The sequence below is a fragment of the Xenorhabdus sp. KJ12.1 genome (genome assembly GCF_963876495.1).
Taxonomy (GTDB): domain Bacteria; phylum Pseudomonadota; class Gammaproteobacteria; order Enterobacterales; family Enterobacteriaceae; genus Xenorhabdus; species Xenorhabdus stockiae.
In genome coordinates, this window is sequence record NZ_CAWNQH010000083.1 from 153,010 (window position 1) to 168,819 (window position 15,810).

General features: G+C 42.5%; 11 protein-coding genes. All 11 read right to left on the reverse strand.

The window, feature by feature from the left end; all coding sequences use genetic code 11:
- Nucleotides 1-126: 126 nt before the first annotated feature.
- Nucleotides 127-2,799, reverse strand: coding sequence for an outer membrane usher protein (locus AACS92_RS15175; protein WP_241537891.1), 2,673 nt, complete (start codon nt 2,797-2,799; stop codon nt 127-129).
- A gap of 320 nt (nt 2,800-3,119) precedes the next feature.
- Nucleotides 3,120-3,665: a fimbrial protein gene (locus AACS92_RS15180; protein ID WP_099108837.1), complete on the reverse strand. Its 546-nt coding sequence runs from the start codon at nt 3,663-3,665 to the stop codon at nt 3,120-3,122.
- A 725-nt stretch (nt 3,666-4,390) separates the two neighbouring features.
- Nucleotides 4,391-5,107, reverse strand: coding sequence for a purine-nucleoside phosphorylase (deoD, locus tag AACS92_RS15185; protein ID WP_099108838.1), 717 nt, complete (start codon nt 5,105-5,107; stop codon nt 4,391-4,393).
- A 198-nt stretch (nt 5,108-5,305) separates the two neighbouring features.
- On the reverse strand, nt 5,306-6,529 hold the full coding sequence (deoB, locus tag AACS92_RS15190; protein ID WP_099108839.1) for a phosphopentomutase: 1,224 nt from the start codon (nt 6,527-6,529) through the stop codon (nt 5,306-5,308).
- Between the two features lie 77 nt (nt 6,530-6,606).
- Complete coding sequence (gene deoA / locus AACS92_RS15195) at nt 6,607-7,974, reverse strand: thymidine phosphorylase (RefSeq protein WP_099108840.1); 1,368 nt, start codon at nt 7,972-7,974, stop codon at nt 6,607-6,609.
- A 164-nt stretch (nt 7,975-8,138) separates the two neighbouring features.
- Entirely contained in the window at nt 8,139-8,918 is a 780-nt protein-coding gene (gene deoC / locus AACS92_RS15200) for a deoxyribose-phosphate aldolase (protein WP_099108841.1), read from the reverse strand.
- Between the two features lie 437 nt (nt 8,919-9,355).
- Nucleotides 9,356-10,624: a NupC/NupG family nucleoside CNT transporter gene (locus AACS92_RS15205; RefSeq protein WP_193756871.1), complete on the reverse strand. Its 1,269-nt coding sequence runs from the start codon at nt 10,622-10,624 to the stop codon at nt 9,356-9,358.
- Between the two features lie 338 nt (nt 10,625-10,962).
- Nucleotides 10,963-11,733: a TatD family hydrolase gene (locus AACS92_RS15210; RefSeq protein ID WP_099108843.1), complete on the reverse strand. Its 771-nt coding sequence runs from the start codon at nt 11,731-11,733 to the stop codon at nt 10,963-10,965.
- A 169-nt stretch (nt 11,734-11,902) separates the two neighbouring features.
- Nucleotides 11,903-13,054 (reverse strand): patatin-like phospholipase family protein, encoded by a 1,152-nt coding sequence (locus AACS92_RS15215; protein ID WP_099108844.1) that lies wholly within the window; start codon nt 13,052-13,054, stop codon nt 11,903-11,905.
- Nucleotides 13,055-13,361: 307 nt separating this feature from the next.
- On the reverse strand, nt 13,362-13,784 hold the full coding sequence (locus AACS92_RS15220) for a BON domain-containing protein (protein WP_099108845.1): 423 nt from the start codon (nt 13,782-13,784) through the stop codon (nt 13,362-13,364).
- A 198-nt stretch (nt 13,785-13,982) separates the two neighbouring features.
- Nucleotides 13,983-15,572, reverse strand: coding sequence for a peptide chain release factor 3 (gene prfC, locus AACS92_RS15225; RefSeq protein ID WP_099108846.1), 1,590 nt, complete (start codon nt 15,570-15,572; stop codon nt 13,983-13,985).
- Between the last annotated feature and the right edge of the window lie 238 nt (nt 15,573-15,810).

Sequence of the window (15,810 nt, forward strand, 5' to 3'; positions counted from 1 at the left end):
GTCATTAGCTCATGCTTTAAAAACGTATATTTGTATTACTGCGATCAATTAATATCGGCATTACCGCATTAAAAATTAATGTAATACTTCATTAAAAACCTATTTCATGGTTTTTTTTATTGCTTTTTACTTATCATTTACATTTAAAAACTGGCAAGGCAGCAAAAATGCGGTTGAATACTCTGATGAGATATTATCTGGTACAGTCACCTCACACTGAGCATGTCCATCCCAATGAATCTGCAATTTCTCACCCTTTTTCATTCCACTCAGGTAGGCATATCCATCATCACTCACCATGCCAATTTCCCGTTGGCTGGCGTTCATAACAGATGCACCAAAAGGCGGGAACGAACCATCAGGCAAACGGATCACTGTCATGGCTTTAATCCCGGATATCACCTGGAATTTACGATATCCAATGGCACCTTCGGTTAATGTCGCCAACTGAACCGAACGCATTGCTTCCACGTCATCCGGCAATTTATCCAAGTCAATATTTGCGGTATTACGGTGATAGCTGTTCACATCAGCCAGTACAGCTTTGCCAAAGTAATTGGAGTGAATTGAAGAGCCGTAAGACTGGACAGGCACATTCCGTACACCTTCGGTATCTACCATCAGGCGGGTTGCACCAGCTATATTTGTACGGTGTAAAGCGACTCCTTTACCCGTTGCAGTGATCCCACCCTGTAAACCCAGAGTCGCGCTAGTATTACTATCGGATTGATGGCTGGCGCTGGCGGTCACCAATGCTTCATCACCATAATGAGTGTAATAACCGTCTACTGTTGCCCTTCCACGTGTATTCACACCTGTTGAAATGCGATAGTTATTACGATCATCAATTCGATTGAAATAACCGACTGTATGACCATTACCCTGACGATTGACTAATCCGTTATAACTGACAGTTCCTGTTTCTCCCCAAGGAATGGAAAGACTCAGATACAGACCATCATCTTTTTTATTGTCAAAATTGTTACGATAAGCGGATAAATTGACATAGATACCTTTATAACGGTCTATATCCAGATGCTTAGATAAAGAGAGGTCATAGCGGTTATTCGTTGGCTTATTCCAGTAGGTCTGGTGGCTATAGCTGAAAGTGGTGCTGAACCCTAATTCATTAAATTGTTTATTTAAATTAACGGTATAGAGTTCTTTTCCACTATCAGAGGATATATTTCGGGAACGGTAACGACGGTCAATATATTGCCCCATACTCATGAAATCACGTTCAGAGAAGCGATATCCGGCGAATGTCAGCTGACTGTTGTACTCTTCAAAACGCTTCGAGTAACTGAGGCGATAAGATCCCCCCGTCAACGTTTTGTTCTCACCTGGCAATTTTGCTCTTGAACCTGTTACATCAAACGCCAATGCCCCAAACATCAGCAAATCACGTCCTATCCCCAGCGATAAGGCGTCATAGTCACCCGCAGCCAAAAGCCCGCCATACAATGACCAACCGTTATTGATCCCCCAGGAAAATTCTCCCAAACCAAAAGCCGGCCCTTCGCGACGATGTTTTTCATTCGTGGATTGTCCGCCAATAAATTTGTACTGCACACGTCCGGGGCGCGTTAGGAAAGGAACAGTTGCCGTATTGACCTGAAATTGCTGGACTCCACCATCCTGCTCTTCAATTCTGACATCCAGTGTTCCTGCTACGGCATCACTGAGATCCTGAATACGGAATGGACCTGCGGAAACCTGAGTTTCATACAGCACTCTTCCCATCTGGCTGATAGTGACTTTGGCATTAGTTCTCGCAACACCTGTAACCTCTGCGGCATAGCCGCGTAAATTAGGCGGCAACATATTTTCATCTGTTACCAGACTAATCCCGGTGTAACGGAAGCTATCGAAAATATTGGAATTAAGGTAACTCTCTCCCAGTGTCAGCTTAGCTTCCATAGTAGGAAGGGCGCGATACGCGTAGTAACGGGTCCAATCCCAACTGCGTTTTCTGGAGCTGGAGCGATTTGTATCATCCGAACCGTTCTTCCCGGTATTAGTGTGATCGTATCTGCTCTGCCAGTTTGCACGGAAGCGCCACGCGCCGGCATTAATACCAGTCGTACCATTTGCACTGATTTGCTGGCGCGCATTACCATGATCTGGTTTAGTTGCCTGTGCATAAATGTTGTAATCAAATAACAATCCGGGGACACCTTCATCCCAGCGGGAAGGAGGATCCCAGTTCGGTGATTCATATTCCAGATAGATTTTAGGAACAACTAAATACAGGGTATAAGTGGCTAAATCCCCTTTAACCATGGTCCCCGGCAGGCTATTCAGATCAAGGCATTTTTCATTATTCTGCCAGACTAATTTATCGGCCCATTTTGATTGCAGGCCGATTCTTTTCACTAATTCGGGTGAAATACAGGCTTCACTGCCTTGCGGATCATTATCCGGCACGAGGAAGTCAATAGGATACATATCCTGCAATTCAGACTGATTCACCCGAACTGCCATCATATAGTTCCCCGGCATGATATAACCTGCACGGGAAAACTTCTCCAAATCAATATTGGAGCGTTCATTAATATCCAGAGCATCAGTATTGAATTCAATAGGCTTAGAATAAGCAAACTGGATACCGGACAGAGAAAATAGTATCAGGGCAGAAAGTAGCTTAATACCGGGCTTCGAAGGTTTTGTATTTATTTTATTAGCTATTCTTTGTTTATTAAGCACGTGGTTTTTATTAAAGATTCTTTTTCTATTACTGCGTGTTTCTTTATTAACAGACGAAAAATCATGATTCATAGAAGCTATAAACCAAGCCATAACATCCTCTAAGCAATGAATCGTTAATAATTCAATTTGAATTTAATTACTGCCTGATAGTGCCAAATCCGTATGTATGGCAGAATGTGTGATTTTCCGAATATAGGTAACTGAGAAAACATCAACTTCAATTAACTCTAAAGAAGATTTCCAATTCTCAAGCCACTTAAATCGCTTTCTTATCAGTTTTAAACACCGTTATTAGACACAGTGCATGTTTGAAATAGGCTGAATAAGATGTCAGGAAACCCAAATAAAAATCAAAATGACATGGGCTTCCTGACATTCAGCAATTAAAAACTAGCCTTTAGTTTTCACTATTACAGGTAGTTCATAGTAAAGTATGCGAATGCATAGAAGTCACCTGTTGTTACAGTCTGACCAGGAATAACTTTCAGGTTTGCATCGAAACGCAGGCGGTTATCAACTGCATCTACACCAGTTGTAGGTGTGCCGAAACGAATCAGTCTTCCGTTCTCACCGTCATTTAAGTCGCCAATTTGGATGCCTACACCTTTAGCTTTACCTTTAATAGCTAAAAGATCGCCATTAGCATCAACCGTATCGCCTGTGAACGTTGTGGAAATTTTCTTTCCTGTGATATCAGAACATTTGTCTAAAATAATATCAAAAGGTATACGTTCGGATTGACCATCTTTGTTGGACTTAAACTTAGAAGTCCGAACTTCGCCAAAATTAACATCAATATGGGAATTTTTAATTGAACAAGTCGGATTAATAATAGAACCTTTGAAGTGAACGAAACCACGATCATTCATGTTGTCGTCACTTCCACCTGCATTTGCAGCGCCTGCAGTTAAAGCGACACCAAGACCTAAAACCATTGCCAATTTATTCAGTTTCATAATCGAATTTATACCTTTTAATTAAAAAGTAGGGATTTATATTCAAGGAATGTCCTAAACCCAGAAATTAATTTCTGGCTTTTAGGATAATTGCTATTTAGTTTTTTGACAGACGGCTTAACTGTTCAACTAAATGAAATCGATATTATGATTCTATACAAAGCACCCTAAGTCAAATTTCAGCGGATAAAACTGGCAATGATCCCTAACTGCGTATCGGATATGAGTTTTTACCAAAAACCACGCATAGACAGCAATATATTTTACTGATAAACATGTAAATTTAGATTATTTTCCTGAATTGCATCTCACAAAGACGAATAGTTTAGAATCTTAGTTTGCGCATCTTTATTGAGCGATTTTGTCTTTTTTAAAATAAAAAAATACTCAATTAAACTGAGATAATGATAAAAATTAGATTTTAATATCAAAACAAAAGGAGAAGACAAAATATAAGCAAAATATTCATCTATTTTAGAAAATTAACACGCTAATTATAATATTAAATTATTACTTTAGTTGAATGGGTGTTTTTTGTTAAAAATATTCATTTATTATTTTCATAATAAAATCAGCGATTGATAAAATGAAAACAGACAAACAAATAAATGAGATTAATTCTTAATAAAACCATCTGAAAAACATATTATACTGGATAATAAAAAAGCCCTTCTCATTATAGAGAAGGGCTTTTATTTTAATAAAGCAATTAAATTACATTATTTTTAATTGTCACCTAACAAAATAGATTCAAGAGCGATTTCAATCATGTCATTGAAAGTAGTCTGACGCTCTTCAGCGGTAGTCTGTTCACCTGTACGAATATGGTCAGAAACAGTACAAATTGCTAGTGCTTTTGCACCAAATTCAGCCGCAACACCGTAAATGCCAGCCGCTTCCATTTCAACGCCCAGAATGCCGTATTTTTCCATGACATCGAACATTTGTGGGTCTGGAGTATAGAACAGATCCGCAGAGAAAATGTTACCAACGCGCGCATTGATATTTTTCGCTTTAGCTGCATCAACCGCATTACGGATCAAATCAAAGTCAGCGATTGCTGCAAAATCATGATCCTTAAAACGCAGACGGTTGACTTTAGAGTCAGTACAAGCACCCATGCCAATCACTACGTCGCGAATTTTAACATCTTCGCTTACGGCACCACAGGAGCCAATACGGATAATCTTTTTGACACCAAATTCGGTGATCAATTCTTTGGCATAAATGGAACAGGATGGAATGCCCATACCGTGCCCCATGACTGAAATACGACGGCCTTTATAAGTACCAGTGAAGCCGAGCATACCGCGCACATCGTTAACCTGACGCACATCTTCCAGAAAAGTTTCTGCAATGTATTTTGCACGCAGTGGATCGCCTGGCATTAAAACAACATCAGCAAAATCGCCCATCTCAGCATTAATATGTGGGGTGGCCATAAATCTATTCCTTGTTTTTATTATACCCGTTGTCTTTCGGGCTGCCTTTTTGGTGGCTGTGCTCGCTCCTCCCGGTCACATAGCTACCTATGCTCCGGAGATTCACTCACTTGCCGCCGCGATGCCGCTCAAAATCCATAGGGTATGGGTATTAAAAAAATATTAGCGATCGGGGAAGCCAACGGCTCCCCCGGAAAATCAGAACATCACTTTGCCGTAATCCATTGGTGTCAGGTCGAAATATTTCGCTACTGTCTGACCAATGTCAGCAAAGGTTTCACGATGCCCTAATGAGCCTGGTTTTACCTTTGGCCCATAAACCAGTACAGGTATATGCTCACGGGTATGATCCGTACCCGGCCAGGTTGGATCACAACCGTGGTCAGCCGTCAGGATCAGAATGTCATCTTCTTTCACCATCTTCAGCATTTCCGGCAAACGGCGATCGAACAGTTCCAGTGCAGCAGCATAACCGGCTACATCACGGCGATGACCGTAAGATGAGTCAAAATCAACAAAATTGGTGAATACAATCGTATTGTCACCGGCTTGCTCCATCTCTATCAATGAAGCATCAAACAGTGCATCAATTCCCGTCGCTTTCACTTTTTTAGTGATACCAACATTCGCGTAAATATCAGCAATTTTACCAATGGAAACCACTTCACCCTGTTTCTCATCAACCAGTTTTTTCAGTACAGTCGGGGCTGGTGGCTCAACAGCCAAATCATGGCGGTTTCCGGTACGCTGGAAGTTACCCGCTTTATCGCCGACAAACGGACGGGCAATTACACGACCAATGTTATAACCGCCATCAGTGAGCTCTTCACGGGCGATTTCACATAATTCATACAGTTTATCCAGACCGAATGTTTCTTCGTGACAAGCAATCTGGAAAACAGAATCCGCTGAGGTATAGAAAATCGGTTTACCCGTTTTCATGTGCTCTTCTCCCAGCTTATCCAGAATAACAGTACCGGAAGAGTGGCAGTTACCCAGATAACCCGGCAGATTGGCACGTTCAACCAATTTATCCAATAACTCCTGCGGGAAACTGTTTTCTAACTCGTTAAAATAACCCCAGTCGAATAAAACCGGAACGCCGGCAATTTCCCAATGACCTGATGGCGTGTCTTTACCAGAAGAAAGTTCACTCGCATAACCATAGGCACCGATAATTTCGGCATCTTTATCCAAACCAACCGGGAAAGTTCCACTGGATTCTTCCGTTGCTTTTCCTAGTCCCAAACGGCTCAGATTCGGTAACTTCAACAATCCCTGACGACCGATATCAGCTTCACCACGAGCGCACTGTTCTGCAATATGCCCTAAAGTGTTAGACCCTTTGTCACCAAATCTTTCTGCATCTGCACTCGCACCGATACCAAAGGAATCCAAGACCATGATGAATGTACGTTTCATAATTTTCTCCTGTGTCAATTCACGCTATCAATGCGGGAACTGCCAGCTGTTAAAATCTATTCAATACTTCTGTTGAATTATCCACCAATACGACGATAAACCATCTGGGTGGCGACTTTCATTCCGGCATCCACTTCTGCTGCCGAAGTATGTGCCTGTTGAAAAACAAGCGATGCACGCACAGCCTCTGCCGCCATATGCCAGTCATCTTCATTATTGGCATGAATCACCATCAGAGGAGTATCTGTGTTTACTTCTGAGCCAAGCGCAATTATATCACTCAGCCCCACACTGTAATTGATCGGATCAGTCGCTTTGCGGCGACCACCGCCTAATGCAACGACTGCCATCCCCAATGCACGGGTATCCATTTCTGTTACAATGCTTTGTTTTTTAATTATATTATTTTCAGCAAATACAGGTCTGCTGAAAGAAGCTGTCGGTAAATAACAGTCATAGTTTTCAATAAAATCAGCAGGCCCTTTCTGAGCTGCCACCATACGCCCGAATATTTCCGCAGCCTTACCATTATCGAGTACTGCCTGTAATTGACGATATGCAGCATCACGATCTTCTGCCAGTTTACCCGATACCAACATCTCAGCAGATAATGCCATCGTCACTTCAAATAACCGGGGATTGCGGTATTCTCCTGTCAGAAACTGCACCGCTTCACGCACTTCCAGCGCATTTCCGGCACTGGATGCTAATACCTGATTCATATCTGTCAACAGCGCCGTTGTTTTACAACCCGCACCATTAGCCACCGCAACAATCGATTCCGCCAACTGTTCTGACTGCTCATAAGTCGGCATCAATGCGCCAGAACCGACTTTCACATCCATAACTAAAGCATCTAATCCTTCAGCCAGTTTTTTGCCCAGAATAGAAGCGGTAATCAGCGGAATAGAATCAACGGTAGCAGTAATATCACGTGTTGCATAAAAACGTTTATCCGCTGGTGCCAGCGAGTTAGTCTGACCGATAATTGCAACACCCACATCCCGGATAATGTCACGGAACCGGTGATCATCGGGGAAAATATCAAACCCGGGGATGGATTCTAATTTATCCAGCGTTCCTCCGGTATGACCTAATCCACGCCCTGAAATCATCGGAACATAACCACCACATGCTGCAACCATTGGCCCCAACATCAGGGATATCACATCACCAACTCCACCCGTCGAATGTTTATCCACAACCGGACCGGGCAAATTCAACTTTTTCCAGTCAAGGACTGTACCAGAATCACGTACCGCCAATGTTAAGGCAATCCGCTCTTCCATCGTCATATCCCGGAAATAAATGGCCATCGCCAGAGCAGCAATTTGCCCTTCTGATACCGTATTATCACGCACAGCGTTAATAAAGAAGCGGATTTCTTCTTCGCTCAGTGAAAAACCATCTCGTTTTTTGCGGATAATTTCCTGTGCCAAAAACAAAGCTACCTCCCATTATCATTGTCTGAGAAGAACAGTAGTCATGAATCAGCTCTATCTTAACGAACATTCAAGGCATTGTTATTGATCTTAAACGACTGTTTTTATAACTTCTGCATTCAATAACTTGTGCTTCCAATAACTACTGTTCTCAATAATTACTATTGTTAATAACTACTGTTTTGTTTTTGACCCTGATGACCCAGCGCCGTCAATAAGCTACCCAGCAGACTGGAAGCGCCAAAACGGAAATGGCGGGAGTCTGCCCATTTGTCGCCCATGATCCGGCCTGCCAGTGCCAGATACTGTGCTGCTTCTTCTGTTGTGCGAACACCACCCGCCGGTTTAAACCCGACAGTCTCTCCCACGTCCATATCACGGATAACACTCAGCATGATCTCTGCACTTTCCAGTGTCGCATTAACCGGCACTTTTCCGGTTGATGTCTTAATAAAATCAGCGCCTGCTTTAATTGAAATTTCAGAGGCCTTACGGATCAGCGCAGCGTCTTTCAGCTCTCCGGTTTCAATAATGACTTTCAGCCAGACACCTGATTCAGCACAGGCGTCTTTACAGGCTTTAACCAGATCAAAACCAATTTGTTCGTTACCCGCCATCAAGGCGCGATAAGGGAAAACCACATCCACTTCATCTGCACCATAAGCAATCGCTGCACAAGTCTCCGCCAGCGCGATATCAATATCATCATTGCCATGAGGGAAGTTCGTAACAGTCGCAATCCGGATATCCGGAGTTCCCTGTTCACGTAGTACCTTACGGGCGAGGGGAATAAAACGCGGATAGATACAGATGGCCGCAGTATGCCCTGCTGGGCTGTTTGCCTGATGGCAAAGTGCTGTCACTTTCTCATCAGTATCATCATCATTGAGTGTAGTTAAATCCATCAAGCTCAGCGCACGCTGAGCAGCTGCGGTTAAATCGGTCATAAAACTCTCCAACGGTATTTTTATCGTAACTGAATCAGTTCACATATTCTTCCGAACATTTAATCGCTAACTGTTCCGAATTATTAATGTATTCATATGTTGGTGAGCGGACTTGGTTCCTTGAAGATGTTGCAATGCCTCGATATGACAGCAACAACAGAGTTCCTTCTCTCCGCACCTTTTTCTTTAGTTTGATTTTTTCAGCTTGTCTTGCCCGGCAGGTATTAGCTTAATCAATGAAATCTTGATTCATCATTATTTGAACATGTAAGTATGTAATAATTCATGCTTAGAATCACACTAATCAAATGAAAATTGCAATTATTATCATTTTATCGTGATTGAAATCACATTGATTAAGCCCGGAAAAAATAAAATGCAGGTAAGAAACTCACCTGCATTCAATTTAGTCTGTATTTTCTGGTTAGACTTCCTAATTATGCCAGAGAGAGGAAGAACCCTGCAATTGTGGCACTCATCAGGTTAGAGAGTGAACCAGCCAATACGGCTTTCAGACCAAAACGGGCAATATCACCACGACGGCTTGGTGCCATACCGCCTAAACCGCCCAGCAAAATAGCAACAGAAGAAAGGTTAGCAAAGCCACACAGTGCGAAAGAAATAATTGCTTTCGTATGTTCAGAAAGAACCTGAAGTCCCGCAGCGCGGACAACATCATCCGGTTTCAGGTATTCACCAAAGTTCATAAATGCAACGAATTCATTAACTACCAGTTTCTGTCCGATGAAAGAACCAGCAACTGTTGCTTCATTCCACGGTACACCAATCAGGTAAGCGATTGGTGAGAATACCCAGCCTAACAGCAGTTCCAGAGATAATTGCGGGTAATTGAACCAGCCACCAATGCCACCCAGAATACCATTCAGTAGAGCAATCAGAGCAATAAATGCCAACAGCATTGCACCCACATTCAGAGCCAACTGCATACCGGATGCTGCACCAGATGCCGCCGCATCGATAATATTTGCAGGACGGTCTTCTGCTGATACCAGAGACATCGCATCAACATTATCGTGAGTGGTTTCAGTTTCCGGTACCATCAGTTTTGCAAACAACAGGCCACCCGGCGCTGCCATGAATGACGCTGCAATCAGATATTCCAACGGAACACCCATTGATGCATAACCCGCCAGTACAGAACCGGCTACCGATGCCAGACCACCACACATCACCGCAAATAGTTCGGATTGTGTCATGCTCGCAATATAAGGACGAACAACCAGAGGCGCTTCAGTTTGACCAACGAAGATATTCGCTGTTGCTGACAGGGATTCAGTACGTGATGTTCCCAATACTTTTTGCAGGCCACCACCCAGAATCTTGATGATTAGCTGCATAACACCAATGTAATACAAAACGGCAATCAGAGAAGAGAAGAAAACGATGACTGGCAGAACGCGCAGGGCAAATACAAAACCGCCACCGCCGAACAGCTCAAACATTTTGTTGGATACCAGACCGCCAAAAATGAAATCCATTCCCTGCTGACCATATCCAATTACATTGGAAACACCTTTTGACATTCCACCCAGAATGTCTTTACCTGCTGGTACATAGAGTACAAATGCACCAACAATAACCTGAATCAAGAAGGCACCAAGGACAGTGCGGATTTTAATAGCTTTATAATTACTCGAGAAAAGTACTGCGATAAAAATCAGCACTACCATCCCTATCAGGCTCATAATGAGTTGCATTGGAAGAATCCCTGTTCACTGAATGAATTAAAAATATGTCAGTTATATTGTGAGTTCCTACTGACACTGTGTGTGGAGGCGATTATACCCAGTAGTAAAAAAGAACAAGCAACTGACATCACAAATTAATGCAGCAAAAAGTAATATAAAAACAGAAAATGAGACTTATATCACATATACCCATTTTATTTATCAGGGTTTAGATAATTTTGCGGTAAAAAAGGAAGAAATGAGAAGATAATGCCAGTTAAATATTATTAATGTTTATTTCGACCAGAATAGCCTATTTTGCTCAACCAAAAGTAGACTATTTCCACTGGGATAAATTAGCTGATCGCAAATAATTCCATGCTATTTTGATAAATTTGGCGGGAAATTTCATCCGGAGATTCAGGACGTAATTCACACAATACAGAAAAAACCTGCGCGATTCTTTCGGGTCGGTTTGGCTGCCCCTGAAAACCGGCTAGTGGCATATCAGGTGCATCCGTTTCCAATACTAAAGAGGAAAGAGGCAGACGAGCTATCGTATCACGCGTTTTTTTCGCTCTTTCATACGTAATCGTTCCCCCGACGCCAATGTAAAAACCCATACGTACAAAGGCCTGCGCCTGAGATAAGCTACCAGCAAAACCATGAATAACGCCGGTGCGTGGAACATGATGTTTTCGTAACATTGCCGCCAGTTGATCGTGGCTTTTGCGGGAATGAAGCAAAACAGGCAACTCATATTTTTTGGCCAGCTTGAGCTGAGCTGCCAGAACGCTTTTTTGCCGCTCAAACTGGGGTTCTGCCATATACAGATCAAGACCAATTTCACCAACCGCTACACAGTGAGGAAGTTTCTCTTTGAGTTTCTGCTCCAGACAATCCAGATCTGTATCATAATGTTCATTAATATATAAAGGATGCAATCCAAACGCGGCATAGATTGCCTGATACTTAGCCGCCAAATCAGCAACCCTCTGGAAATATACCTGACTGACAGTCGGCACAATAATTTTTTCAACGCCCACTTGTCTGGCTCGTTCTAAACTTGCAGCTTCATCACCCGAAAAAGGAGGGAAATCAAAATGGCAATGTGTGTCAATAAACATCTATTTATCCATATCATACACTTCGTCTTTCAAGTTGCCTCTTTGTTGGCTGCGCTCGCTCACCCCAGTCACCGTTTTTATAAACATACGGTTATCTATGTTTCTGGGGGTTCACTCTCTTGCCACCGCAATGCATCTTGAAATCCATTGTGTATATTTGTCGTCATCATTATTGTTCGTCATAATCGTTATTGATCATAGTGGTACCAGTCAGTGGCATCTGCTCGCTGTCATTCACACCGGTTTCCTCTGCCATTCTTACCGAAGTACCTATTGCAGGGGTATGCTCACTACACATAAAACTATTGCGACGGAAACAATTACGGTTCGTTCCATCGTGGTTTAAACCGCTGCGGGAAACACCATAACTTTTACGTCTTTCCGGCCCAAACTTACCACCGACAAAAGTATGTCCGATAGTCGCCAAAAAGTACCGCCCACAACGTCTACCCAGATGATAATCCGTGTTCAATGCTTTCGTTTTACTCCCCAGAGCCATAGTTGCCAACGGTGCGGGTGGCCTAATTTCGAAGATTTGTACGTCATCCGGTGGATTTTCAATAAACCGTTGTGTCCGGAAGTAGCTTGTAGCATGCAGCTTCAACATTCTGAGCATTTTTTGCTGACTGCTGGTTTCCAGCCAGCGTTCCACTCGCTTGAACCACTGTGACGTATAATAAAGCTGCGAAGGCACTGTCCTGACCACGACAATAGTATCAGCTCCCCGGCGATATGCCTCTTCAACCGGAATCGCATCACTAATGCCACCATCCTGATAAACGATACCATCGAGCGTTACACCATTGCGATAAAATCCGGGGATTGCACTGGAAGCCTTGATAATTTCCATCCAGTTACTTTCATCAGGTTGAAAATAACTGGCTTCGAAATTATCAGCACGGCAGGTACACATATAAAACTCACGGCCATCATCAAAATGATCCATCGCAATAGGAATGTTTAAGGGAATTTGTTCAGAGATCATATCAATATACCAATCCAAATCGATAAGATGCCCGCCCCGGACAAAGCGCAATGGGTTGAAGAAAATCGGATTGGTTGTGTACTTGTTGATCACCTTACGGGCATAGCCTTTTTGACCGCAGATATAAGCAGAAAGGTTCTGAGCACCAGCCGAAGTACCAAGAAATAATTCGAACGGGTTAAAATTTAACCTTAGAAATTCATCCAACACACCTGCGGTAAAAATTCCCCTCTGCCCACCACCTTCACAGACAAGTGCAATTTTTCCCGGTTTTATCCGCGATGTATAAGCTAAAGGTTCTATATTACCCAACGTAATTGGAATATGTTTCCCCACATTTCCCCCCTACAAAGTCAATGTCAGTTTCAAGGTGTCATTTGAATTATGATCATCTTTCAGTAATTAGTAATAATGTTATGCAAACAATTCATCACCCAAGTGATTTCTCATTTGAGCAATGCATCCGTAAAGCCTGTATTAAATAATGGAGATTAATTCACCAACAGGCAAGTTATTACCAATAATATGAATAGATCTTATCCGTTATATTCTTGAAGAGATAATCGCTTAATTAGATTAAGTTTTATTTGGGGAATAAGCCGGTAGAGTGACTTATTATCAGTCACTCTCAACAAAAAATAGATTATTTTTTGATGGACAGGGTGCTGTTTACGGCCTGAACGCCTTCCACTTTATGAGCAAGCCTGATAGCTCGTTTTGCCAACTCTTCGTGTTTGACAAAACCAGAAAGATAAACCACGCCTTTTTCTGTTTTCACTGAAATATTATTATCGTGACTATTAAGCCCGGTATCTTCCAGAAAATTTTCTTTTATTCGGGCAGTAATAACACTATCGTCCGAATTATTATCTGCTTTTTTAAGGGAATTCTCGATTTTTTTCCCACTATGATTTCTTGAATCATTAATTTTCTGGTCTGTATTTTCCTGTGTTTTACCTTCTGGCTGATAAGTTGAAGATGTGCCTGCTGCCAGTGCGTTACCACCTATGAGTACCGAGCCTAAAACAACAGCCAGGAATGAGTTTGTGAACTTTAAATTTTTCATCCTACTACCTTCCTTCCTTTTATCTAAGCCAGAATTTCAAAGGATGATATATCAATAAATTATGCAAATGGTATGAGCTTTACAATAACTAACGTATATTTTCTTATACCTAGAAATGATGCTTTTAAATAAAGCAGAAAGTATTAATTATGGTAGGAAAAATAAAAAAGGCCAACGAGGTGTTGGCCCATAAAAATATCAATGTTCCCGTGTCTTACGGAAAACTACCTCAGGATAACGTTCGCTGGTCAGGTTTAAATTAACCATAGTTGGTGCAATGTAGCTCAGGTTATCACCACCATCAAAAGCCAGGTTTTGTTCATTCTTACGTTTGAACTCTTCCAGCTTTTTGACATCACTACATTCTACCCAACGAGCGGTAGAAACGTTGACAGGCTCATAGAGTGCTTCTACGTTATATTCACTCTTCAGCCGGGCAACAACAACATCAAACTGAAGCACACCCACAGCACCAACAATCAAATCATTATTGGTCAATGGGCGGAATACCTGTACTGCTCCCTCTTCCGACAACTGAACCAGACCTTTCAGCAATTGTTTCTGTTTCAGAGGATCACGCAGACGAATGCGGCGGAACAATTCAGGAGCAAAGTTAGGAATACCTGTAAATTTCAGCTCTTCACCCTGAGTGAAAGTATCACCAATCTGGATAGTACCGTGGTTATGCAGACCAATAATATCGCCCGGATACGCATCTTCAACATGAGAACGATCACCAGCCATGAAAGTCAGTGCATCTGAGATAACCACATCTTTTTTGATACGAACCTGACGCAGTTTCATGCCTTTTTCATATTTACCGGAAACAATACGCAAAAATGCCACACGGTCACGGTGTTTCGGGTCCATATTGGCCTGAATTTTGAACACAAATCCGGAGAATTTTTCTTCTTGTGCTGTCACTTCGCGCGCATCAGTCTGACGCGGCATTGGCGTTGGTGCCCACTTAACCAGACCATCCAGCATATGATCGACACCAAAGTTACCTAACGCAGTACCAAAGAATACCGGCGTCAGTTCACCCTGCAAAAAGGCATCCAGATCAAATTCATGTGATGCGCCTTTGACTAACTCCAGCTCTTCACGCAACTGTTCGGCCAGCTCTTCTCCGACAGCAGTATCCAGCTCAGGGTTATCCAAGCCTTTAATAACCCGGACTTCCTGAATAGTATGCCCCTGACCGGATTGATACAGATAAATTTCATCCTGATAGAGATGGTAAACCCCTTTGAAAGACTTACCACAACCGATAGGCCATGTGATCGGACAACAAGCGATCTTCAGCTCATTTTCGACTTCATCCATCAGCTCCATCGGATCACGAATATCACGGTCGAGCTTATTCATGAATGTCAGAATTGGCGTGTCACGCAGGCGGGTAACTTCCATCAGCTTACGGGTACGATCTTCAACACCTTTTGCCGCATCAATAACCATCAGACAGCAGTCAACCGCTGTCAGAGTACGGTAAGTATCTTCAGAGAAGTCTTCATGCCCCGGCGTATCCAGCAGGTTAACCAGACAATCACCATAAGGAAACTGCATCACTGAGGTGGTAATGGAAATACCACGTTGTTTTTCCATTTCCATCCAGTCTGATTTAGCATGCTGATTGGAACCCCGGCCTTTTACCGTTCCCGCTTTCTGAATTGCCTGTCCGAATAACAGGACTTTTTCAGTAATCGTCGTTTTACCCGCATCGGGATGCGAAATTATTGCAAATGTGCGCCGTTTCGCAACTTCTTGCAGAAATGGAGAATTTGACATCTATTGAAATCTTCTATTCTGTACGCGGATCGATACCATATTGAGGCGCCATCAGAGACCCTTAATCCATCCAATCCGGTATGTTAATTGGAATTAGCGTTTATTTTCGCTGAACTTGGCGTCATAAACAACTAATGATACGCAAGATGATGATGCAGAAAATCATCATGACTTCATCAGATTCAATCTACATTCCCTTTCTCCTGAATCGCAAAAGTTCATAATACGGGTACGTCAC

Coding starts and splice junctions, on each gene's coding strand:
- AACS92_RS15175 (WP_241537891.1), bottom strand. CDS start 2,799: ATGGCTTGGTTTATAGCTTCTATGAATCATGATTTTTCGTCTGTTAAT.
- AACS92_RS15180 (WP_099108837.1), bottom strand. CDS start 3,665: ATGAAACTGAATAAATTGGCAATGGTTTTAGGTCTTGGTGTCGCTTTA.
- deoD (WP_099108838.1), bottom strand. CDS start 5,107: ATGGCCACCCCACATATTAATGCTGAGATGGGCGATTTTGCTGATGTT.
- deoB (WP_099108839.1), bottom strand. CDS start 6,529: ATGAAACGTACATTCATCATGGTCTTGGATTCCTTTGGTATCGGTGCG.
- deoC (WP_099108841.1), bottom strand. CDS start 8,918: ATGACCGATTTAACCGCAGCTGCTCAGCGTGCGCTGAGCTTGATGGAT.
- AACS92_RS15205 (WP_193756871.1), bottom strand. CDS start 10,624: ATGAGCCTGATAGGGATGGTAGTGCTGATTTTTATCGCAGTACTTTTC.
- AACS92_RS15210 (WP_099108843.1), bottom strand. CDS start 11,733: ATGTTTATTGACACACATTGCCATTTTGATTTCCCTCCTTTTTCGGGT.
- AACS92_RS15220 (WP_099108845.1), bottom strand. CDS start 13,784: ATGAAAAATTTAAAGTTCACAAACTCATTCCTGGCTGTTGTTTTAGGC.
- prfC (WP_099108846.1), bottom strand. CDS start 15,572: ATGTCAAATTCTCCATTTCTGCAAGAAGTTGCGAAACGGCGCACATTT.